We start from the raw sequence: 20,869 nt of genomic DNA, 5'->3' as shown, positions 1-20,869 counted from the left end.
TATCTTGCCTTGATGGCTGGAATTGGGTCTTATGCAACCAATCCAACCATAACCATCAGGGGGAACACATGATATTAACGCGTAGGTTGTTGTCGAGAGCTCTGGCCATTGCTGCAGTCGGTGCCGCTGCCGGGCTGTCGCTGCCGGTAACGAGCGCCCATGCCGAAACGCCGGTAAAATTCACGCTCGACTGGAAATTCGAGGGACCTGCAGCAGGTTTCCTGCTGGCGTTGGACAAGGGATACTTCAAGGCCGAAGGCCTCGACGTGACGATCGACAGCGGTAACGGCTCGGTGGAGGCCATTCCGCGCGTGGCAACCGGCGCTTACCAGATGGGTTTCGGCGACATCAATTCGGTGATCAAGTTCCTCGATGAGGATCCGAGCCAGAAGGTCAAGGCCGTTTACATGGTCTATGAACGCCCGACATTTGCCGTCGTCGGCCGCAAGTCGCTTGGTGTCACTGGCGACCCGAAGTCGCTGGAAGGCAAGAAGCTCGGCGCGCCGCCGCCGGATGGCGCTTTTGCGCAATGGCCAGCCTTCAAGCAGGTCGCGGGGCTGGACGACAGCAAGATCAAGATCGAATCGATCGGCTTTCCGGTGCGTGAGCCGATGCTCGCCAAGGGCGATGTCGACGGCGTCTTCGGTTTTGCCTTTTCGGTGATCCTCAACCTGAAAAAACAGGGCATTGCCGATGACGATATCTCGACCATCCTGATGGCCGAGCATGGCTTGAATCTTTATGGCAATGCCGTGCTGGTAAACACTGATTTTGCTGAGAAAAACCCTGATGCCGTCAAGGGTTTCCTCAAGGCGCTGGCCAAGGGCTTCGCCGATTCCGTCAAGACCCCTGAAGAGGGCGTGGCGGCCGTGCTCAAGCGTAACGAGACGCTCGACAGCGCGATTGAGCTGGAACGCCTCAACATGGCCAACAGCATGAACATCAAGACGCCCTATGTGGTGGAAAATGGCATGGGCGGCGTCAATCCGGCCCGGCTTGCTGCCTCCCTCGAGACCCTGAAAGTTTCCATGGGTCTGAAAGGCAACGTCAAGGCAGAGCAGGTCTTCGACGCGGCTTACCTGCCGCCCAAGGAAGAGCGCATGCTTCCCTGATTGATGTCACGGCGACCGCCCGGATCGCTTGCCGGTCCGGGCGGTTTGCAATTTTTAAATAGCATGGGGGGCTGAAAAGGGGACTGCGATGTCACATCTCGTGGAAATAGACAATGTCGACATGCGTTACGGCGGGGCAGCCGGAACGCTGGCTGTATCCGGCCTCAACCTGACGGTCGACAAGGGGGAATTCGCTGCTGTCGTCGGCCCGTCGGGCTGCGGTAAGTCGACCCTGATGAAGCTGGTAACGGGGCTGCACATTCCGCAAAAGGGCAATGTCATCGTGGCCGGGCGGCAGGTCACGGAACCGGTGTCCATTGTCGGCATGGCGTTTCAGAACCCGACGATGCTGCCCTGGCGCACGACGCTCGAAAATATCCTGCTGCCGCTGGAGATCGTCGAGAAACACCGCCGGCGTCTGCGCGCGCATAAGGCCGAATATGTCGCCAAAGCCGAACGCCTGCTGGAAATCGTCGGCCTCAAAGGCTTCGGCTCGAAATTCCCCTGGCAGCTTTCCGGCGGCATGCAGCAGCGCGCCAATCTCTGCCGCGCATTGATCCACGAGCCGGACCTTCTCATGCTCGACGAGCCCTTCGGCGCTCTCGACGCCTTTACCCGTGAGGAACTGTGGTGCGTCATTCGTGATCTGCATACGGCGCAGCGGGTTACCATCATTCTGGTGACACACGATCTGCGCGAAGCGACCTTTCTCGCCGACAAGATTTTCGTGATGAGTGCAAGGCCGGGCCGCGTGCTGGCGGAACACCGCGTGCCTTTTGCGCGACCGCGCCAGCTGGATATCATGTATGACAAGGGTTTCAACGACATGGTGCAGGAACTGCATGGCGAGATAGCGCAGGCGAGGGTGGCGGCATGAGTGCGTTTGTGGAAAGCAGCATGGCAACCGCGCCGTCGAAACCGCTGATCGCCCGGGTCAACTGGGTGAAGGCCGCCCCCTGGCTCTATACGCTGGCGCTGTTTGCAATGTGGGAATTGCTGGTTTACGCGCTGAAAATGCCGCCAACCATTCTGCCGTCGCCCGTGCGTGTGGGGCAGGCCATCGTGCAATATTGGTCGCCGATCTGGAAGAACTCACTGCAGACGCTCTATACCACCACGCTCGGTTTTGCGATCGCCGTCGCGGCGGGTCTCGCCATCGGCCTCTTTATCGGCTGGTCGAAAACCATCTATGCCGGGCTTTATCCGCTGATGATCGGTTTTAATGCCATCCCCAAAGTGGCGCTGGTGCCGATCCTCGTCATCTGGTTCGGCATCGGCACTGTTCCTGCGGTTCTGACTGCGTTCCTGATTTCCTTCTTCCCCATCGTCGTCAACGTCGCGACCGGTCTGGCCACCATCGAGCCGGAAACGGAGGACGTGCTGCGCGCACTTGGCGCCAGGAAGATGGATATCATGCTGAAGGTCGGCATTCCGCGCTCCATGCCTTACTTCTTCGGCTCGCTGAAAATCGCCATCACGCTCGCCTTCGTCGGCTCGGTCGTATCGGAAACCGTCGCCTCCAATTATGGCCTCGGTAATATGATGAGTTCGGCGCAAAGCCAGTTCAACGTCCCACTGGTCTTTGCCGGTCTGTTGATGCTCGCCGTGGAAGGTATCGTCATGTATGCGATCATGGCCTGGCTCGAAAAGCGCATGACCGGCTGGGCGCATCGCTCGACCATGGGGCAGTGAGCGGGGAAAGAGCCGTATCAACTCGCATTGGTTGCCTTCTCCCCACTGGGGGGAAGGCGAAATCGTGACAATTCAAGGTTTGACCACAGGCTGCGGAAAACCAGGAAGAGTGCGGCCTTAATGCGCCGCCATTTCCTCGACGATCTCAGGGCCATCCATCTGGAACGGGTAATAGGTTGGCCAATTGGTCACCTCGTCCAAAAGTGCCTTGCGGTCATTGCCCCAGTAGAGGTGGTAATGGCCGGCTTTTTTAGGCGCGATGGTGTGATCGCTGAACTGAATGAATTGCGGTGCGTCCGCATCGCCGCCGGTCTTTTTGAAGATGTACCGCACGCCGCGATTACCCTTCTTGTAGGTCAGGATTTCCTGGCCGTCGCTGACATAAGTGCCTTGCGTTGGTTTGCCTTCCTTATAAAACGCCACGTTGTCGCCCTTGATGGTGATGCGATTGACATCCGTTTTGTAGCCAATTTCGTAATAGGCACGATATTCGGCTGCTGTCTTGTCGCCGTGGGCTGCCTTCTCCGCCATGATCCCATCGAGAGAACCGTTCAGCAGATAGGGATAGACTGACTGCCAGTCACCTTCCCAGTCTGAAAGCATTCGCGGCTTCACCTGCGCATCCTCGAAGTAACCCTTGTAGATCTGGTTCTCGGCTTCGGTCTGGCCATGGCTGTGGTCGTGGCTGTGACTATGCGCGGTGGACGTCTTGTCTTTTCCGGCCGCCAGTGCCGGGGCTGTCATCAGCAGCATGGAACCGATTGCAAGCGCGCCGGTGACGCGGGTGATGGTTTTTTGCATTCTTCTGGCCCTTATGTGGTTATAAATCGAAGGGTAAGTTATGTAATAACATTACGAATAGGTCGTATAAACACGTCCTTTGCCAGACGCAAGAGCGCCCGCCGCCACCCTTGCGCGAAAAATGGTGAAAGCCGGCTCAGGGCCGGCTTTCATATGGGAAAAAGTTGCATGGAGAAGGGAGCGGCTGGGACGCTCCCAATTCACGCGGTTTGTGCGGTTAATTCCGCCTTGCGCTCATCGAAAGCGAGCTTCATTGCCTTCGTCACGTCACGCGTGGTTGCGAAGTAATTGTCGCTACGCGCCCAGTATCGCAATTTCACGGTGGCGCTGTCGGCGCTGACCGAATCGACGAAGGTAACGGGGGCGGGGTCCAGCAGTACCCGGCTTTCCGAGCGCACCACACGTATCAGCATGTCCTGCGCCGCAGCCAGATCCTCGTCGCTCTTAACCGTCAGGCTCAATTCGTGTCGGCGTGAGGGAAAGCGGCTGTAATTGGTGATTGGCACGTTCCACAGGGTGGAATTTGGCGCAAGGCGGTAAAGCCCATCGCTGGTTTTAAGCTCGGTCGCAAACAGGCCGATTTCGATCACCGTGCCGCTCACGGCGCCAGTCTCGATATATTCGCCAACCCGGAAGGGACGCAGCACCAGAAGCATGATGCCGGCGGCGATGTTCTGCAATGTGCCCTGAAGCGCCAGACCGATGGCGAGGCCGGCAGCGCCGAGTGCCGCAAGAATGGAGGCCGTCTGTACGCCAAACTGGCCAAGCACCATGACCAGCACCAGAATAAGCACCACGTAACGGATGGCACCTGCGAAGAAACCGGCAAGCGTCGCATCGAAGCCGCGGATGCGGGACAGGCCCTGAAAAGCCCAGCGCTGCAGGAAAGTCGCGGCCAGCCAGCCGATGATCAGAAGCAGCAGCGCACCGATGATCGAAAAGGAATATTGCACCGCCAGCGTGCTCGCCTGCCGTACCGCTGCCTGCGATGCGACGATGATATCCGTTGCCTGTTGTTCCATGAATTATCCCGTGATTCTTATTGCTGTTCTACTTTGGTAACGACTGGATGCCGCAGGGGTTCCGCCAAAAACGGAGCCGTCAGTTGGAGAGAGGCAGCACGAAGGGTACGTTGCCGTCCGTATCCGCGCCCCTGCCGATCGTCTTGATTGCCGCCACCAGCTTGCCATCCCGCCCAAGCAACCGGTCCCCGATTGCGATGATGCGGGCATTGGGGGTGGCATAGGGTGATGCGGTGCGCAGGCTGAGCGCAAGCGCCATCTCGTCCTGATCCGGATAAAGGCTGAGTGCTGCAATGACGGCTGCGGCAGGAGAGCGCGACACGCCCATCCAGCAATGGATGAGAAGCGGTGCGGACTGGTCCCATTCGCGGGCGAAATCGATCAGCCGCAGCACATGCGCATCGTCAGGCGCGATGAGATCGCCGGTGCCCTTGAAGCTGATGTCATTCATCGCAAGGGTCAGGTGCCTTTGGGCTGAGATCACCGCCGGGCGGTGAAAGGTCTGCTCCTTTGCGATCAGCGTCACCATTTCACGGGCTTTGTGCTTCACGGCCATTTCCGCGATCCGCGACAACGGCGATACGACGATGGAAGTCATTTAACCCCTCCAGCCGCGTTGCCGGTTTTGACCACGCGCATCGCCTCGATCGCCTCGAAGCGTTCAACGAACCGCTTCTGCGCCTCGGTCGAGGGAAGCGGGATAATGTCGAACATATCGCGGGTGATGCCGCGCGGCAGGCCGAAGAATTTCTGTGCCTCGGCAATGGAAAAACCGGCAAGCTCCGTCGCCTCGAAAAAGGCGGCAACCGTATCGGCTTTCTTGATGCGGTCTTTCAGTTCGCGCGAGGCATGCGGCGGCAGGCCAAAGCGCAGATGCACGGCCGCTTCCAGCCTTTTCTCCACGGTTTTATAACCGCCGCCGACCACTGATTTGAACGGCGATATCATGTCGCCGATGACATATTCCGGGGCGTCGTGCAAAAGCGCCATCTGCATATCGTCGGGCGTCGCATTCGCACATATGCGGCAGAAAATGTTTTCGACGATGAGGCTATGCTGGGCGACGGAGAAGGCATGATCGCCGCGCGTCTGGCCATTCCAGCGGGCGACGCGGGCAAGACCATGGGCGATATCGGCGATTTCTACGTCGAGCGGTGAGGGGTCGAGCAGGTCGAGCCGCCGTCCAGAAAGCATGCGCTGCCAGGCGCGCGGACTTTTAGCGGGCGCCACGCCTATTCCTCCGCCTGTACCGCAGGATCGACGACGGGGAAGGAGATGCCGCTCCAGGCCGGCAAGGCCACAGTCACGGGAACATTCTCGGCAATGAGCGGCGTGGCGGAGGCGAGCGCATCGGCAACGCGGTCTGTCCGCACGATGGCAAGTCCCGTGTTGCCGCAAACGGTTCCAAGCGCCCCGACCGGTTTTCCATTGGCGGTGATTTCTGTTCCGGTTGCGGGAAGCGCGCTTTCAGCCGAAACGGTGACGACCCGCCGTCTTGCCGTGCCGCGATGTTTCATGCGCGAGACGACTTCCTGACCGACGAAGCAACCCTTCTTGAACGAGACGCCGTCATTCACATCCATCAGCACATCATGCGGAAAAGCATCCTGCAACGCGTAATCCCGGCCGGATTCGGCAATTCCGTACTCAATGCGCAGGGCATCATATGCCGTTATGTCGCCCGAGGCCGAAGCACCCGGCACGCGGAACAGATTGATGCCGGCCTTGGCGAAACGGCCGTCCTTCGCGTCCGCCTCCGGCACACTTTCGCTCCAGAAAACGCTTACGCCTTCTATCGGTTCGGCCTTGAGATCAACGGGCGCGCGCAGCTTGTACATGGTCAGGCGGCGCAGCAGCGCATCCTGTTCGGCAGCGCCCGATTCGATCAGATAATCCGGCCCATCGCGCGTGATCAGGAAATCGAACAGGATCTTGCCCTGCGGCGTCAGAAGTGCCGAGGCGCGCGCCTCGCCTTGCGGCAGGTTTTCAACATCGGCCGTGATCAGATTGTTCAGAAACTCTTCGGCACCCGTGCCGGAAACTCTGATCAGGCGGCGGTCGGCAAGAAAGGCGGAAGGCATGGCATCACCGTTCGGTTCATCGAAAGCATTTCCGGCTAGGGTCGCTGAGGGCTGCCCGAGGCAATCTGCAGAAATGCTCTCTTTTTGTTTTCGCGCAGTTCCACTTGCAGAACCGCGACGCGCTTCTGCTGAATTGCTCATGCCGCACAGTTAGGATTTTTGCAAAAGAACGGCAAGCACCGCCGCGCGATCAATCGCCGGCGGTGAAGAACTTCCACTTGCCATCGGGCGAAATGCCGATGCGGTAAAAGCTGTAATTACCGTATTCCTGCATATCAGCCAGATCGCCCGCCGTGATGATGCGCAGCAGCTCGACCTTTTCCGGCGCGGTCAGCGTATTGAGCGGCTTTCCGGAGAAATAGGGGAAAACATAGGCTTCATCCGGGGTGCCGGCGTCGACATGGGCATAACCCGTGGAAAGCAGATCGATGATGATCGCCAGCACTTCCAGACCGTCGGGGTCGCCGGAATAGCTTTTCAGCGCTGCGATCGGGTCGTCGCTGTCATTGCCGTCGATACGGAACTGCTTGTCGCTGGCGGCGATGAAAGGCCGCAGTTTTTCGATATCGCCCGAAGAAGCGGCGTCGATGATCTGCTGGCGAAGCTTGCGCACAGCTTCCGGCGCCTTTGAAATATCATGCTCGATAACGACCGACATTTCCGGCGTGTTGCCCGGCTTGGCGGGTTGCTGGGTCGATTGACCGGCGGAACGGTCGACCAGAGGGTCGGGCAGTGGAATGCCGTCCGAATCACCTTCGATCTCGTCGGGCTCAGGAGCCTGGGGCCGTTGCGGCTGTTCGCCACTTTGGGCTTGCGGCTCGCCTTCGGTATTTTGTGCGGGTTTCAGCTCGGAAAGCGCAAAGGCGCGGCTGGGCAAACCAATGGACCCGGCGGTCAAGGCAGCCAAGATGGACAGCATGGCGGAAGAGCGCAAAAGCCCCTTGCTCAGGCAAGACATGACAGACCCCGACTTTACTGTATCACGCGCTGCGGGGAAAATTCGCCTTCAAGCATGCGCTGGCGCAGCGATTCCAGCATTGCTTCGGCACCGGCTTCGCCGTGCATACGGATGGTTTCGCGCATGGCCAGAGCGATTGCGGCATCGGCGATGATCTCCGGCTCGATGCCGTCGGCCATGCCGTCAGCCCATGCCTCGTTCTGGTGTTCCAGAGCGACCTGCATCTTTTCATGCACGATCATGTCGTCGATTTCGTTACGGCTCGTCTGCATTTTTCATCCTCGACAGGGCGGGCAAGTCCTTACCACCCTGTTAACAACACTAGCAGCCTTTTATCAAAACGGCACGGGCTGCGGCGAAAAGAGGTTAACAATCCGCTAATTTCCGAACCTGGACGCAATTTCCTGGGCGAGTGTTGCCCCTTCGTTACGGTAGCCCTCTTCTGCCATGACGGCGGCGCGTGTGCAACTGCTGTGGATGGCCGCAAAGGAACGATATCCACGGTTGAATGCAGCCGTCATGCGCTGGCGCCTTTCAGGTTCGTTGGCCGTATCGGCCGCCAGAAGATCGCTCATCGATTTGCGCCAGTCCTCCGGACCGGAGGAAGGGCACAGGGTTCTCAGATATTGCACCGCCCCCAATATCTCCGACAGCCGTGCCAGCCTGTCGTCATAGGGAGCGGGTTTGGGCGGTTGTGCTTCCGGCGGGCGAACCTCACTGGAAGCAGCCTTCGAAGGCTGCGCATGAGCGACGCCGTCTTGCCCGGCGGGTACAAGCATGGTCAGGAAAAAAGACAGGAAAATGGTTGGCCGTATCAAAATTTTATTCTGCCCCACACATACTCGTGAACACCCGGCGGGCGGATTGGTCCTAAAGCCATCGCGGTCTTTCAGACCGCCCCGTCAGCTTTAGGTCTATATCATGTCGTTATCGCAAAACTGCTGCACAGTGTTGCGCGACATCCTCTAGATAATAGCGATTCTGCCTGGCTGGCAATCATGCAAGCAGCCGCTCGGCGCATTCGACGACGCTTTCCGGTGCCGGCAACCGGCGGATTTCCGACAATGTGAACCAGCCTGCATCCGCCGCGTCGTCGGCCGCCGTCACCGCCGGGTCCGCGTCCGTTTCCACGGTAAAGACGGAGAGGAAATAGTGGCTCGTCAGCGCACCTTCGGGGTCGCGCGACGGCAGGTCATAGGTCGCAAACAGCTGCGGTTTACGCGCGACGATACCGGTTTCCTCCTGAAGTTCGCGCAGCGCCGTCTCTGCTGGCGTTTCACCCTCTTCGCCGCGCCCGCCCGGAAATGCGAACATGTCTTTCGACGGCGGATTTATACGGCGCACGAGCAGCAGCCGATCTCCATTCCGGACGATGGCGGAGGAGGCGGGGCGGGGCTTGATACGAAGGGTCATGAGTGGTTTCGCTTGTTTCAGCCGTCTTGGGCCTGTCTATATTGGTCCGGGAATACCGATGGTATATTCGGGAATCGGATCGATTGTGCACGCAGAAGACGGTGGAATGAAGGTCTATCTTATTTATGCCCTGGCGGCTGTTGCGGAAATCGCCGGTTGCTTTTCCTTCTGGGCGTGGCTGAAGCTTGGCAAGACAGGCTGGATATTGCTGCCAGGCATGCTGGCGCTCGCCGCTTTCGCCTGGGCTTTGACGCTTGTGCCGACCGAGACCGCGGGCAGGGCCTATGCTGCCTATGGCGGGATTTACATTGCCGCATCGCTTCTCTGGCTCTGGGGCGTTGAGGGGCAAGTACCGGATAGATGGGATATCGCCGGCGGTGCCGTCTGCCTCGCGGGCACGGCTATCATTTTATTCGGTCCCCGGGCCTGAGGAGCAGACAATGTGCGGACGTTTCGTGCTCAAAGCGACACCGGAAGAGATTGCCGATTATCTCGACCTGATCGGCCTTGAAGATTTTCCCGCCCGTTTCAACATCGCGCCCACACAGCCGATCCTGATCGTGCTGGAGGGTGAACGGCAGGAGCGCGGCAGTAACCTGCCCAACCGTCGGGCCATGCTGGTGCGCTGGGGTTTTCTGCCCGGCTGGGTCAAGGACCCGAAGGATTTCCCCCTGCTCATCAATGCGCGTTCGGAAACGGCCATCGGCAAGGCATCCTTTCGCGCCGCCATGCGCCATCGCCGCGTGCTGGTGCCTGCCACCGGCTTTTACGAATGGCGCCGCCCGCCGAAGGAGGAGGGCGGCAAGCCGCAGCCCTATTTCATCCGCCCGAAGAACGGCGGCATCGTCGCCTTTGCCGGCCTCATGGAGACGTGGTCTTCCGCTGACGGATCCGAGGTCGATACCGGCACCATCCTAACCACCGCTGCCAACGCCGCGATCGGCCGCATTCACGACCGTATGCCGGTGGTAATCGCGCCGGAGGATTTCAGCCGCTGGCTGGATTGCAAGACGCAGGAGCCGCGCGAGGTGGCCGACCTGATGCGCCCGGTTCAGGATGATTTTTTCGAGATGATCCCGGTATCGGACAAGGTCAACAAGGTCGCTAATGTCGGCGCTGACCTTATCGAGCCGGTGCCGGAAAGCGCGCCGCTCGCGAAAATGAGGCTACCTAAGGATGATGGCCAGATGTCATTGTTCTGATGTGCTTGCTGGCATTCGAGGCTGGTCATCGCGGATCGACCCGGTCACTCCACAGTTGCCCATCCTGCGTCCGTCTTACCCGTTTCGCCCGATTTTCTGCAGGCCTTCCTGGATCATGATATCGGAATAGACGCGGTTGCGGCCGTTCGCCTTGGCGAGGTAGAGCAGCTGGTCTGCGGCATTGAGCTGATTGTCGAAGGGTTCGCCCTTTTCGATTTCCACGACACCGAGCGAAATCGTCAGCGCCAGGCTGCTGCCGCTCAGCTGGCGGCCGTTCTTTTCGACGGCGCCGCGCAGCTCCTCGCAGAATTGATAGGCGGCATGCGCATTGAGCCCACGCAGGAACACGGCGAATTCCTCGCCGCCAAGGCGCGCGGGAATGTGGCGCTGCTCATGGCACATGTCGTGCAGCAGTTCGGCAAGCTTCTTCAGCGCCCTGTCGCCGGCATCATGCCCCAGTGTGTCGTTGATCTTCTTGAAATGGTCGATGTCGAGAATGGCGACTGCGCCGTTCTCGTCATTGTCGTTGATGACGTCCATCAGCGCCCGCGTACGCTCGAAGAAGGAGCGGCGGTTCGGCAATCCGGTAAGATGATCCCGCTCTGCCAGTTCACGCAGCCGTTTCAGCTGTTTCAGCGTTTCGATATTGTTGTCGATGCGGCACTGCAATTCTTCCGGCACGAAGGGACGGTAGACGAAATCCGATGCCCCGGCCTTGAGGAAGCTTGCCGAAAGCAGCCGGTCCGTGGAGGACGAGATGCCGATGACCCGCAGGTCTTCCGAGGAACGGCTGTCGCGGATGCGGCGCGTCAGCTCGTAGCCGTCCATGTCAGGCATATGGTAATCGGTGATGACAAGCTGAATCGATGGATCCTGCGACAGGATTTCCAGCGCCTGCTTGCCCGAATGGGCTTCGCTGACCCTGAAATTCTGCCGTTCGAGGATTTCCACGAGGCCGGAACGCGCCGTCCGCACGTCATCCACTACCAGCACGGAAAACAGTCTGTTGGTCAAAATCCGGTCGACCGTTTTCACCACGGCATCAACGGTGCGATGGCCATCCTTGACGATGTAGTCGATGATCTTCTTTTCGGCGTAGCGCTTGCGCGCCTCCTCATCCACCGTGGCGGTGAAGACGATCGCCGGCACCTTGTGGTCGGCAAGAAGTGCGAGAATTTCACCCTTCGGCGCATCGGGCAGATTGAGACCGGTGAGTGCCAGCGTGAAATCATGGGCGCGCAGCAGAATATCGGCCTGCGCCATGCTGTCACAATGGATCACTTCGGCTGGCGTTTCCTCCGAAAGCCGCGACTTCAGCAGCATGGAAAGAGCAACGGAATCTTCAATCAGAAGGATTTTATCCTGCATGCCGTATGAAGCCCCCCATGGCCCGTCTTCGTTGGTTTTCCCGCAACATCCGAATTGGTCCGATACCGCCTGTCAACGGCATCGAAAATCGGCCTTGTTCGCTGTAGCAGGAAGAATCGCTAAAGTAGAAATTTTTTTGATGCTCAGTAGTCGATGCGAGACTATCCGTACAGTCGTCCCGTGGAAGTCGAATACTTTACTTCGTTTTGGTTGCAGCTTCGTTACAGATCGGGAAGTTTTATAAAACAGGCCGGTTATGCGGTTATTGATGGGGGCCGTACAAACGGAGACGGCGCTAATATTAGCGCCGCACATTTAACCGGGTGTTTTTTCGGATTGACCGTTACCATCGCAAAGTCTGCGAGGCTTTGGATGCTGTGCTTTTAAGAAAAGCGAACGTTTTCAAGCGGTTTTGGCGGCGGGCTTGCGCTTCAGCATCAGGGCTGCGGCCGCAACGGCCTTCAGTCCGAGCGGTCGGTAGTGGCTATTGAGGTCGGGCTTCGCCTGCGGCTGTGCCTTCGTCTCGTTCGTCATTTCTCTTTCTCCACAATTCACGTCAATCGCCGTTTCGATGCGTGTGAGCTACTTCTTTCGTGGGTAATCTTGACGGATTCGAGGCGAAAGAAAGCGAAGCCCGCTTTTCGGGCTGCGACATTTTGTGTCACGTCAAACGACGGTTCGTGGGAGAAAAATAATACCTGCGGTTTCAAATACCGCGATCGAGGCCGTTGCCGCCATTGGCGTCGTCATGCGCGTCTTCCTCAATCGTCAGCGTGCCATAACGGCGGTGCCAGAGGCGGGCGCTGATGGGGATGAACACGAGATAGGCAGCAACCGTCAGAACCAGTACCTCCCAGGTGAAGCTCATCAGCATCGCGACGTAAAGCACGACGACGAGGATCATCGGCAGCACCAGATCGCGGCGAATGCGGCTGGTACCTGACTTCCCCGACCAGACCGGCAGGCGGCTGATGAGAAGATAACCGATCAACACGGTGTAGGCGGCGGCGATATAGGCGAAGGGCTTGCCCGGCTCGACACCAAGGAAGCCGAGATAAACAGGCAGGAGCACCAGCATGGCGCCCATCGGCGCCGGAACGCCCACGAAAAATTCGTTCTGCCACGGCGCCTTCACCGGGCGCTCGATCATGACATTGAAGCGCGCCAGACGAAGGCCTGCGGCAATCACGTAGATGAGGGCGGCGATCCAGCCTATAGAACGCGCCTGATCGAGCATATAGATATAGACGACGAGGGCAGGGGCAACGCCGAAATTGACGATGTCTGCCAGACTATCCATTTGTTCGCCGAATTTGGATGTCGCCTTCATCATCCGGGCGATGCGCCCGTCGATGCCGTCGAGGAAGGCGGCAAGGAGCACCATGCCCACGGCCAGCTCGAACCGGCCTTCAATGGCAAGGCGCACGCCGCTCAGGCCCGCGCAGATGGCCAGAACGGTGATGAGGTTGGGTATCACGAGGCGAAAGGGAATTTCCCTCAGGCGCGGCCCACGGCCGCTGTCGTTGCGGCCCTCATGTTTTCCGTTCTGTTGCGGCTCCGAGATCGGCGTTTCCATGGCGCATGCCCTTCCTGTTTTCGTCAGCCGCGACGGCTAAGGACCGGACCCTTGGCGGAGCCGAACTCGGCCAGAACGGTTTCGCCGGCAATTGCCGTCTGGCCTACCGAAACGCGCGGCTGAAAACCTTCGGGAAGGAAGATATCGAGGCGCGAACCGAAACGGATAAGACCGAAACGCTCGCCGGCATCAACTGGTTCATTCGGCTTGACCCAGCAGACGATACGGCGGGCGACCATGCCGGCAATCTGCACCACGCCAACCTTGCCATGCGCTGTCTCGATGACGAGGCCGTTGCGCTCATTGTCTTCGGAGGCCTTGTCCACTTCCGCATTGAGGAAGAGGCCGGGGCGGTAGGCGACATTGACGATGCGGCCGCGCACGGGCGCGCGGTTCACATGGCAGTTGAACACGTTCATGAACACCGAAATGCGCACCATCGGCTCCTTGCCGAGTTCCAGCTCCAGCGGCGGAACGACGGTCTGGATGGCGGACACCTTGCCATCGGCAGGGCTGATGATCAGGTCGTCATCCTGCGGCGTCACGCGCTCGGGGTCGCGGAAGAAGTAGGCGCACCAGGCCGTCAGCACCAGACCGACCCAGAACAGCGGTTCGGATATCCAGCCGAGCACCAGCGATGCGACGAAGAAGGCGGCCACGAAGACGTAGCCTTCCTTGTGGATCGGTACGATGGTGTTGCGAATGGTGTCGAACAGATTCATAAGTTTCCTTGCTCCGGTTTCCGCCTGCCGTGTCTGTATATGGTCGTGATACGACATCATCCATACGGGCATGCGACAAAGTTCGCTTAGCTGGTTACAGCCAAACTCCCCGCCCGGCAATGGTCCGGTTGGTGTGCCGCCCTGTTGTCAGGGGTTTATGCCCGTCAATGCGCGGGTTCGCCGCGGTCCACAACGCCAAGATCGTCGGTTTCGCGAACATGGCGCAGCATTTCCTCTGCGCGAATGGCTTCGCGCTGGCGGCTCCACATCGAGGCATAAAGCCCGTTCTGTGCCATCAGCGAGGCGTGGGTTCCGCGCTCGGCGATCAAACCTTCCTTCAGCACGATGATTTCATCAGCGCTGATGACGGTGGAGAGGCGATGGGCGATGACCAGCGTCGTGCGGTTTTTCGAAACGATATCAAGCGCGCTCTGGATTTCCTGTTCCGTGTGGGTGTCCAGCGCAGAGGTCGCTTCATCGAGAATGAGGATCGGCGGCGCTTTCAGAATGGTTCGGGCAATCGCCACGCGCTGCTTTTCGCCGCCGGAAAGTTTCAAGCCGCGTTCGCCAACCATGGTGGCGTAACCCTCCGGCAGTTTGCCGATGAAAGCGCTGATCTGGGCCGCATCCGCCGCTGCCGTGACCTCCTCGGTCGTTGCCGAAGGGCGTCCGTAACGGATGTTGTAGGCGAGAGTATCGTTGAACAGCACGGTATCCTGCGGCACCATGCCGATCATCGAGCGCAGGCTCTTTTGCGTCACGTCGCGAATGTCCTGCCCGTCGATGGTGACGGCGCCTTCCTGAATATCGTAGAAACGATAAAGCAACCGCGAGATCGTCGATTTTCCGGCACCCGAAGGACCGACGATCGCCACCGTCTTGCCCGCAGGCACATCGAAGGAAATGCCCTTCAGGATCGGTCTTTCCGGATCGTAGGCGAAATGCACGTCGCGAAAGGAAATGGCACCCGGTCCGGCCACAAGCGGCTTCGCATCCGCCCTGTCGGTAACCTCGGCCTCGACCTCGAGAAGTTCGAACATCTGTTCGATGTCGGTCAATCCCTGGCGAATTTCACGATAGACGAAACCGATGAAGTTCAGCGGTACCGAAAGCTGCAGCAGAAGCGCATTGATGAACACGAAATCGCCAATGGTCTGCTCGCCGCGTTGCACGGCCATCGCCGACATCACCATCATGACAGTGGAGCCGATGCCGAAGATCACGCCCTGGCCGAAGTTCAGCCAGCCGAGCGACGTCCAGATCGAGATCGCCGATTTTTCGTAACGCTCCATGGCGACGTCAAAGCGCTTCGCCTCCATCTCCTCATTGCCGAAATATTTGACGGTTTCGAAGTTCAACAATGAATCGATCGCCTTGGTGTTGGCGTCGGTATCGCTGTCGTTCATGGCGCGGCGAATAGAGATGCGCCAGTTGCTGGCCCGCACGGTGAACCAGATATAGGCCCAGACGGTGACAACCGTGACCAGCACATAGGAAAAGCCGTAGGAGGTCCAGAAAATGATCGCCGTCAGCAGGAATTCGATGAAGGTCGGTGCGGTGTTGAGAATGGTGAAACGGACAATGGTTTCGATGCCCTTGGTCCCACGCTCGATAACCCGTGAAAGCCCGCCTGTCTTGCGCTCCAGATGGAAACGCAGGGAAAGCCGGTGCATGTGCACAAAGGTTCGGTAGGCGAGCTGGCGCACGGCATGCTGGCCGACGCTGGCAAACAGCGAATCGCGCAGCTGGTTGAGCCCGACCTGTATCAGCCGCGTCAGATTATACGCGATGACAAGCGCGACAGCACCGAGCAGGAAGGCCGGAACCAGCCCGACCATGTCCAGCTTGCCGTTCAGCGCATCCGTTGCCCATTTGAAGAAATAGGGAACGAGGATCAGCACCAGCTTGGCGATAACGAGAAACGCCGTCGCCCAGATCACCCGCATTTTCAGGTCAAGGCGGCCTTCCGGCCACATGTAGGGCCAGAGGTTAATGAGGGTTTGCGTGGGATTGCTGGAATCCGCCGAAATGGTTTTTTTCTTGGTGGCCATCATTTGCTCCGGGCACTGCCGGAAGCCGACAGCAGGGCGGCGGCTCTGGAAAGCCGCCGTGCTTGTCACAGGTAGGGTTGTTGCTGGGTCACCGCAATGTCTTGAACGATCAGGAACCGCTCTTCAGACGCTTGCGATGAAGTTCTTCCGCATTCGGCAGTGCCTTCTCCGGCACACCGAAAATCTGGCCGGGCTCGATCAGGTCAGGATTTTTGATCTGATCCTCGTTGGCGAGGTAGATCGTGGTGTAACGCACGCCCTGTCCGTAAACGCGACGGGAAATCTGCCACAGCGTATCGCCGCGGCGGATGATGACGCTGTTCTGGCTTTCGGCAAGTGGCGGCTGCTCGAACGTCTGCGGACCGGCGGGCGCCTGCGGTGCAGGTGCGGGCGGCGCGATGATGTGGAGGTCGGCAAGGCGGCTTGCCAGCGTGGCGATGCCCTTGCCGATCCCGGCAACGTCGTTCGGCCATGCCTCTACCGATGTCAGCAGCTGACGTGCCTTAGCGGCGATATCGCCGGCAAAGGCGGTAAAGGACGGCTCGGTGCCGGCGGCAGTGCGGAACTCGGAGAGCGACTTGAGGCCGATCACCACGGCGGAGCGGCCGGCAATGGCCTGGTCGAGCGCCGGTGTGGCCTGATCCTTGTAGAGATTGGACAGAATGCCGAAGGCCTTGGCGACATCCGTGCGCAGCTTTTCGAAGGCAGCGCGGTCGCTTGCCGTGCTCTGGTTTTCAGCGGGCGCGGTCGTCGTGGCGGCGGATGGCGTTGCGGACGGTGCCTGCATGGCGACGGTTGCCTGGTCGGTCTGCGGGCGCTCGAAAGGAACGCGCACGCGCACCTTCACCGTGCCATCGGCATTCAGCTCTTCGACAGTGATGATATGGCTGCCGACGGAAAGATCGACATTGCCTTCAATGACGAAATGGCCGGAGGCCTCCGTGGTGCTTTTGCCGATTTCCTTGTCATCGACCAGCGCGCGCACGCTCGAAGCGGCAGGCGCGGAACCCGCAACGAAAATCTTCGAGCCTTCGAATTCGACGGCGGTTACCTGAACGGTCGAAGTCAACGGAGCGKCGGCAGCGGACGGAGCCGGGGTACCAGCGGCAGGCGCGGGCGTCGTGGTGGCGGCAGCTGTTGCCGACTGGCCCGGTTGCGCGGCTTGCGGGGGCTGGAGTGCTGAAGGTGCCGCCTCCGGCATTGCCAGCACGCGGCTTGCTTCACCGGGCTTGGACACCATTGCCAAGAGTTCGCCCGCCTTGCCGTTGGGCACGGAAACGGTTGCGACTTCTTCGGATTGCGTTGCCTTGCCGCTGGCGTCGGTCGAGCGCAGCACCAGCTCATGGTCGCCCGGTGGCAGGGGATTGTCAAAAACGGCGGCGAAATCGCCTGATCCGTCGATGGTCGTCTGCGCGATCACCTTGCCGTTGCTGAGAATTTCAAGCTTGGAGCCGGGCTGTGCCTTGCCTGCGACCACAGCCGAACCATCGGGCTCGACGCGAAGCACGTCAAAGGTCGGTGCGCCCGATGTGGACTGCGCTGCATCGGCGGCAGGAGCGGCGGGTTGGGTCTGCTGTGCAGCACCATCGTCGGTGCCGGTGAAGACGCCCGCCAGACGGCGAACCTGCGCCGCCGCCGCCGCTGCACTATCCGGCAGACCGCGCAGGAAAGCGGTGGTGCGTTCGGCCGCAGTGCGCGCCGTGGTGATGAGGCGCGACGTCGTTTCATCGAGCGTCTCGGGAATTTCGATATTGGTCAGTTCCTTGAGCGATGCCTCGACCTTCTTGCGTGCTGCCGCAAAGTCGGCGTCGGACGGAACCTTGCTGTCGGCGAAAAGCGTGGTCAGATCCTTGATCGACTGGGTTGCGGAAGCCGCGAGGCGCCCGACCTTGTCGGCGATATTGGCGGTCTCCTGAGCGGCGTCGGACAGGATGTCGCCCGCCTTGTCGCTGCCCATTTCAACGCTGTTCTTCACCGCGTTGCCCGCTTCGTTGATGGCATCGCCGATGGGTTTGCCGTCATTGGAAATTCTAGGCAGGACGAAAAAGATCATGAGCAGGGACGCGATGCCCAGCACGATCAGTGCCAGCAAACCGGCTTTATTGTTTTTCATCCTGGAATCTCCGGGTATTGTAAGCTTTTTACACGAGTTGAGATTGCTAGCGTCTTACCTTGCCCCAGACAAGCGGCGTGGCCGTAAAAGGCCATATTTGCAAGGGATTTCCCAAATTTTCTTGACGTGTCGCATCCGGCATAGTTCCTTCCCATCATGACGGACAAAAATACAGCGATTCGATCCATCTGCGTTTATTGCGGCTCCCAGCCCGGACGTGACCCGGCTCACATGGAAGCAGGCCGCGCGCTTGGGAAATCCATTGCCGAAAACGGCATTCGCCTGGTCTATGGCGGTGGCACCAAGGGCATCATGGGCGCGGTCGCCAGCGGCGTTCTTTCCAACGGCGGCGAAGTAACGGGTATCATACCGGAATTTCTGGTCGATATGGAGGCTACACGCCATTCTCTCGGACAATTGAACGAGCTTATCGTCACCAAGGACATGCATGAGCGCAAACATATGATGTTTGAGCGCTCGGATGCTTTCGTAACGCTGCCGGGGGGCGTCGGCACGCTGGAAGAGATCGTCGAAATCATGACGTGGGCGCAGCTCGGCCGTCACGCCAAGCCGATTGTCTTCGCCAATATCAACGGCTTCTGGAACCCGATGCTGGAACTCGTGCAGCACATGCGCGATCAGGGTTTCATCCATCGCGCCCATCTTCTGAACCCGCTGGTCATCGATGAGGTCAAGGACATCGTGCCCGCCATCATCGACCGGGCGCTTGCGCAGCAGAACCCGGACGGCGACCCTTCGGTAATTTCCCGTCTCTAGGCATCGAATAACTGTTAACGAGCCGCCTCGCGGTTCGTTACAATTTTAAGTGTATATTAATAGAGATTTGACTGCCGCATCGCACCGCCCGCTGTTTTCATGGCTCCGCGCCCGATCCTGTGCCAGCGTCTACAAGGCGTAGGCTGAGCGCGGAATTTGATTTTCGCCGCCATGATAGCGGGGCTCATTGGGGAATGATTGCTTTTTTGGTGCGGCTGAAAAGCCGGACGCATTTTATTATTCAGAGAAGTCCGTTTCAGGGCAGGGATGCGATCCTCGGTTCCGCTGCCCGCCGCCGGGTGGACGCGAAAAAGCGGCTCGGAATATTGATCGCCGTCTTTGCCGTTATCTATGGCGTCGTTGCAGCACGGCTTGTCCAATACGGCCTTGCCGAACCCATTGCGACCGCATGGATCAATACCGGCGCTACAGCAGTCGCCTCCCGTCCCGATATCCTCGACCGCAACGGCACGCTGCTCGCGACCGATCTCAACATGGTGTCGCTTTATGCGGATCCGCGCCGGGTCGTGGACGCGGATGAGGTTGTCGAGAAGCTCGCAACCGTCATCCCCAATCTCGACTGGCGCGAGACGCACCGCAGATTGCGCTCGGACACCGGCTTTCAATGGCTGCGGCGCCAGCTGACGCCGCGCCAGCAGGCCGATATTCTCAACCTCGGCATCCCCGGCATCGGTTTCCGGCCGGAGAAACGGCGCTTTTATCCGGGTGGCCCCGCAGCCTCGCATATCATCGGCCACGTCAATGTCGACAATCAGGGCCTTGCGGGTATGGAACGTTATCTCGACCAGCAGGGACTGGCCGACTTGCGCGCGACCGGCCTTGCCAGCGGTGCACCGCTGGAGCCGGTGAGGTTGTCGATCGATCTGCGGGTGCAGAACATCGTTCGTGAGGTCGTGCTCAAGGCGAAAACCGCCTATCAGGCGGAGGCTGCCGGTTCAGTGATACTGGATGTGGAGACGGGCGAGGTGCTAGCCATGGCATCGGTGCCGGATTACGACCCGAACGAGCCTTCCCGCACCCTTGCCGATGGCAGCATCGACAGGGAGTATGAAAAGGGCTGGTTCAACCGCATGAGCAATGCGACCTTCGAGATGGGATCCACCTTCAAGAGCTTCACACTTGCCATGGGACTGGATGCAGGTGCCATAACGCTCAACTCGGTGGTTGACGCGTCGCGGCCCATCCGCATGGGCGGCTTCACCATCAAGGATTTCAAGGGTCGGAACCGCCCGCTGTCGATCCCGGAAGTGTTTCAATATTCATCGAATATCGGCACGGCGGCTGTTGCCGACAAGGTCGGGGTCGAAGGCCACCAGCAGTTCCTGACGAAACTGGGACTTCTTTCCAGAATGGATACGGAAATGCCTGGCGTTGCCACGCCCACCCAGCCGAGAACATGGAAGAAGATCAATTCCGTCACCATTTCCTTCGGCCATGGCGTTGCCACTACGCCTTTGCAGACGGCGGTTGCAGCAGCTGCTCTCATCAATGGCGGCAGCCTTATTTCGCCGACCTTCCTGCCGCGTTCCCGAGAGGATGCGGCAGTGCTTTCCCGCACCGTCATCAACGGAAAGACGAGCGCCGATATGCGTTACCTTTTCAACTGGAACGGCATCAAAGGGTCGGGCAGGGGTGCGCAGGTGGAAGGATTTCACGTTGGCGGCAAGACCGGAACCGCCGACAAGGTCATCAATGGCCGTTATGCCAAGGATATCAATTTCAACGCCTTCGTTGCCGGTTTTCCGATGCACAAGCCGAAATATGTCGTGCTGACGATGATCGACGCGCCCAGGACCGGCGTGAACGGAGGACGCACGGCTGCCTCGACGGCCGCACCCATGACCCGTGAAATCATCACCCAGACGGCTGGACTTCTCGGCGTCAAACCGCGCTTCGGTTATGACGCGACACCGCAATTGCTGGTCGATTATTGAAGACCCACATTCCCGTTACAGATACG

The 20,869-nt window shown here is 59.3% G+C and carries 22 protein-coding genes; 7 read left to right on the top strand and 15 right to left on the bottom strand.

All coding sequences use genetic code 11. The annotated features are described in order from the left end of the window. Nucleotides 1-68: 68 nt before the first annotated feature. The 3 genes from AC1DCP_RS09190 (at nt 69) to AC1DCP_RS09180 (ending at nt 2,804) form a co-directional block, all read left to right on the top strand. Entirely contained in the window at nt 69-1,112 is a 1,044-nt protein-coding gene (locus AC1DCP_RS09190) for an ABC transporter substrate-binding protein (RefSeq protein ID WP_065688168.1), read from the top strand. Between the two features lie 88 nt (nt 1,113-1,200). Further along, on the top strand, nt 1,201-1,989 hold the full coding sequence (locus tag AC1DCP_RS09185; RefSeq protein WP_003512279.1) for an ABC transporter ATP-binding protein: 789 nt from the start codon (nt 1,201-1,203) through the stop codon (nt 1,987-1,989). Beyond that, nucleotides 1,986-2,804, top strand: coding sequence for an ABC transporter permease (locus AC1DCP_RS09180; protein ID WP_003512280.1), 819 nt, complete (start codon nt 1,986-1,988; stop codon nt 2,802-2,804). The genes AC1DCP_RS09185 and AC1DCP_RS09180 overlap by 4 nt, the downstream gene beginning before the upstream one ends. A 117-nt stretch (nt 2,805-2,921) precedes the next feature. Here AC1DCP_RS09180 and AC1DCP_RS09175 read toward each other — a convergent pair whose 3' ends face one another. The 9 genes from AC1DCP_RS09175 to AC1DCP_RS09135 form a co-directional block, all read right to left on the bottom strand. Next, nucleotides 2,922-3,605 (bottom strand): metal-binding protein ZinT, encoded by a 684-nt coding sequence (locus tag AC1DCP_RS09175; protein ID WP_003512283.1) that lies wholly within the window; start codon nt 3,603-3,605, stop codon nt 2,922-2,924. A 200-nt stretch (nt 3,606-3,805) separates the two neighbouring features. Next, a complete protein-coding gene (locus tag AC1DCP_RS09170; RefSeq protein WP_112152840.1) occupies nt 3,806-4,627 on the bottom strand; it encodes a mechanosensitive ion channel family protein in 822 nt (273 codons plus the stop codon). A 79-nt stretch (nt 4,628-4,706) separates the two neighbouring features. Then, nucleotides 4,707-5,225 (bottom strand): tyrosine phosphatase family protein, encoded by a 519-nt coding sequence (locus tag AC1DCP_RS09165; RefSeq protein WP_003512287.1) that lies wholly within the window; start codon nt 5,223-5,225, stop codon nt 4,707-4,709. Continuing rightward, nucleotides 5,222-5,857, bottom strand: coding sequence for an HD domain-containing protein (locus tag AC1DCP_RS09160; RefSeq protein ID WP_003512289.1), 636 nt, complete (start codon nt 5,855-5,857; stop codon nt 5,222-5,224). Before AC1DCP_RS09160 ends, AC1DCP_RS09165 begins: the two co-directional genes overlap by 4 nt. A gap of 2 nt (nt 5,858-5,859) precedes the next feature. Next, nucleotides 5,860-6,708, bottom strand: a complete 849-nt coding sequence (gene ygfZ / locus AC1DCP_RS09155) for a CAF17-like 4Fe-4S cluster assembly/insertion protein YgfZ (RefSeq protein ID WP_035251747.1) — start codon at nt 6,706-6,708, stop codon at nt 5,860-5,862. A gap of 190 nt (nt 6,709-6,898) precedes the next feature. After that, nucleotides 6,899-7,666, bottom strand: a complete 768-nt coding sequence (locus AC1DCP_RS09150; RefSeq protein ID WP_026330794.1) for a hypothetical protein — start codon at nt 7,664-7,666, stop codon at nt 6,899-6,901. A 14-nt stretch (nt 7,667-7,680) separates the two neighbouring features. Next, nucleotides 7,681-7,938: a hypothetical protein gene (locus tag AC1DCP_RS09145; protein WP_003496894.1), complete on the bottom strand. Its 258-nt coding sequence runs from the start codon at nt 7,936-7,938 to the stop codon at nt 7,681-7,683. Between the two features lie 105 nt (nt 7,939-8,043). Then, entirely contained in the window at nt 8,044-8,484 is a 441-nt protein-coding gene (locus AC1DCP_RS09140) for a TIGR02301 family protein (protein WP_003512294.1), read from the bottom strand. 178 nt (nt 8,485-8,662) lie between these two features. Further along, entirely contained in the window at nt 8,663-9,079 is a 417-nt protein-coding gene (locus tag AC1DCP_RS09135; protein WP_003512297.1) for an NUDIX hydrolase, read from the bottom strand. 106 nt (nt 9,080-9,185) lie between these two features. On the opposite strand from AC1DCP_RS09135, the gene AC1DCP_RS09130 reads away from it, so the two are divergent. Then, nucleotides 9,186-9,509, top strand: coding sequence for a YnfA family protein (locus AC1DCP_RS09130; RefSeq protein ID WP_026330795.1), 324 nt, complete (start codon nt 9,186-9,188; stop codon nt 9,507-9,509). A gap of 10 nt (nt 9,510-9,519) precedes the next feature. Then, nucleotides 9,520-10,281 (top strand): SOS response-associated peptidase, encoded by a 762-nt coding sequence (locus AC1DCP_RS09125; protein ID WP_111783192.1) that lies wholly within the window; start codon nt 9,520-9,522, stop codon nt 10,279-10,281. A 75-nt stretch (nt 10,282-10,356) separates the two neighbouring features. On the opposite strand, the gene AC1DCP_RS09120 is transcribed toward AC1DCP_RS09125, so the two are convergent. The 6 genes from AC1DCP_RS09120 to AC1DCP_RS09095 all read right to left on the bottom strand — a co-directional run bounded on the left by AC1DCP_RS09120 (nt 10,357) and on the right by AC1DCP_RS09095 (nt 18,111). Beyond that, nucleotides 10,357-11,649: a GGDEF domain-containing response regulator gene (locus tag AC1DCP_RS09120; RefSeq protein WP_013635817.1), complete on the bottom strand. Its 1,293-nt coding sequence runs from the start codon at nt 11,647-11,649 to the stop codon at nt 10,357-10,359. Between the two features lie 402 nt (nt 11,650-12,051). Next, nucleotides 12,052-12,183, bottom strand: coding sequence for a hypothetical protein (locus AC1DCP_RS09115; protein ID WP_003496883.1), 132 nt, complete (start codon nt 12,181-12,183; stop codon nt 12,052-12,054). A 172-nt stretch (nt 12,184-12,355) separates the two neighbouring features. Further along, nucleotides 12,356-13,225: a CDP-diacylglycerol--serine O-phosphatidyltransferase gene (gene pssA, locus AC1DCP_RS09110; protein ID WP_003512304.1), complete on the bottom strand. Its 870-nt coding sequence runs from the start codon at nt 13,223-13,225 to the stop codon at nt 12,356-12,358. A 23-nt stretch (nt 13,226-13,248) separates the two neighbouring features. Further along, a complete protein-coding gene (locus tag AC1DCP_RS09105; RefSeq protein WP_003512305.1) occupies nt 13,249-13,947 on the bottom strand; it encodes a phosphatidylserine decarboxylase in 699 nt (232 codons plus the stop codon). A 164-nt stretch (nt 13,948-14,111) separates the two neighbouring features. Continuing rightward, nucleotides 14,112-15,998, bottom strand: a complete 1,887-nt coding sequence (locus tag AC1DCP_RS09100) for an ABCB family ABC transporter ATP-binding protein/permease (protein WP_112152841.1) — start codon at nt 15,996-15,998, stop codon at nt 14,112-14,114. A 109-nt stretch (nt 15,999-16,107) separates the two neighbouring features. Then, the gene (locus tag AC1DCP_RS09095; protein ID WP_476774220.1) at nt 16,108-18,111 is read right to left on the bottom strand and encodes a LysM peptidoglycan-binding domain-containing protein; all 2,004 of its coding nucleotides are present in this window, start codon (nt 18,109-18,111) and stop codon (nt 16,108-16,110) included. Nucleotides 18,112-18,267: 156 nt separating this feature from the next. On the opposite strand from AC1DCP_RS09095, the gene AC1DCP_RS09090 reads away from it, so the two are divergent. Together AC1DCP_RS09090 and AC1DCP_RS09085 are read left to right on the top strand one after the other, a co-directional pair. Beyond that, nucleotides 18,268-18,888, top strand: a complete 621-nt coding sequence (locus tag AC1DCP_RS09090; RefSeq protein WP_065688176.1) for an LOG family protein — start codon at nt 18,268-18,270, stop codon at nt 18,886-18,888. Nucleotides 18,889-19,082: 194 nt separating this feature from the next. Further along, nucleotides 19,083-20,843: a peptidoglycan D,D-transpeptidase FtsI family protein gene (locus tag AC1DCP_RS09085; protein WP_038490500.1), complete on the top strand. Its 1,761-nt coding sequence runs from the start codon at nt 19,083-19,085 to the stop codon at nt 20,841-20,843. The last annotated feature ends 26 nt before the right edge of the window (nt 20,844-20,869 follow it).

This window comes from Agrobacterium sp. 10T429 (assembly GCF_056393925.1).
The sequence above is the reverse complement of the archived record's forward strand: the minus strand, read 5'-3'. Positions and strand labels throughout refer to the sequence as shown.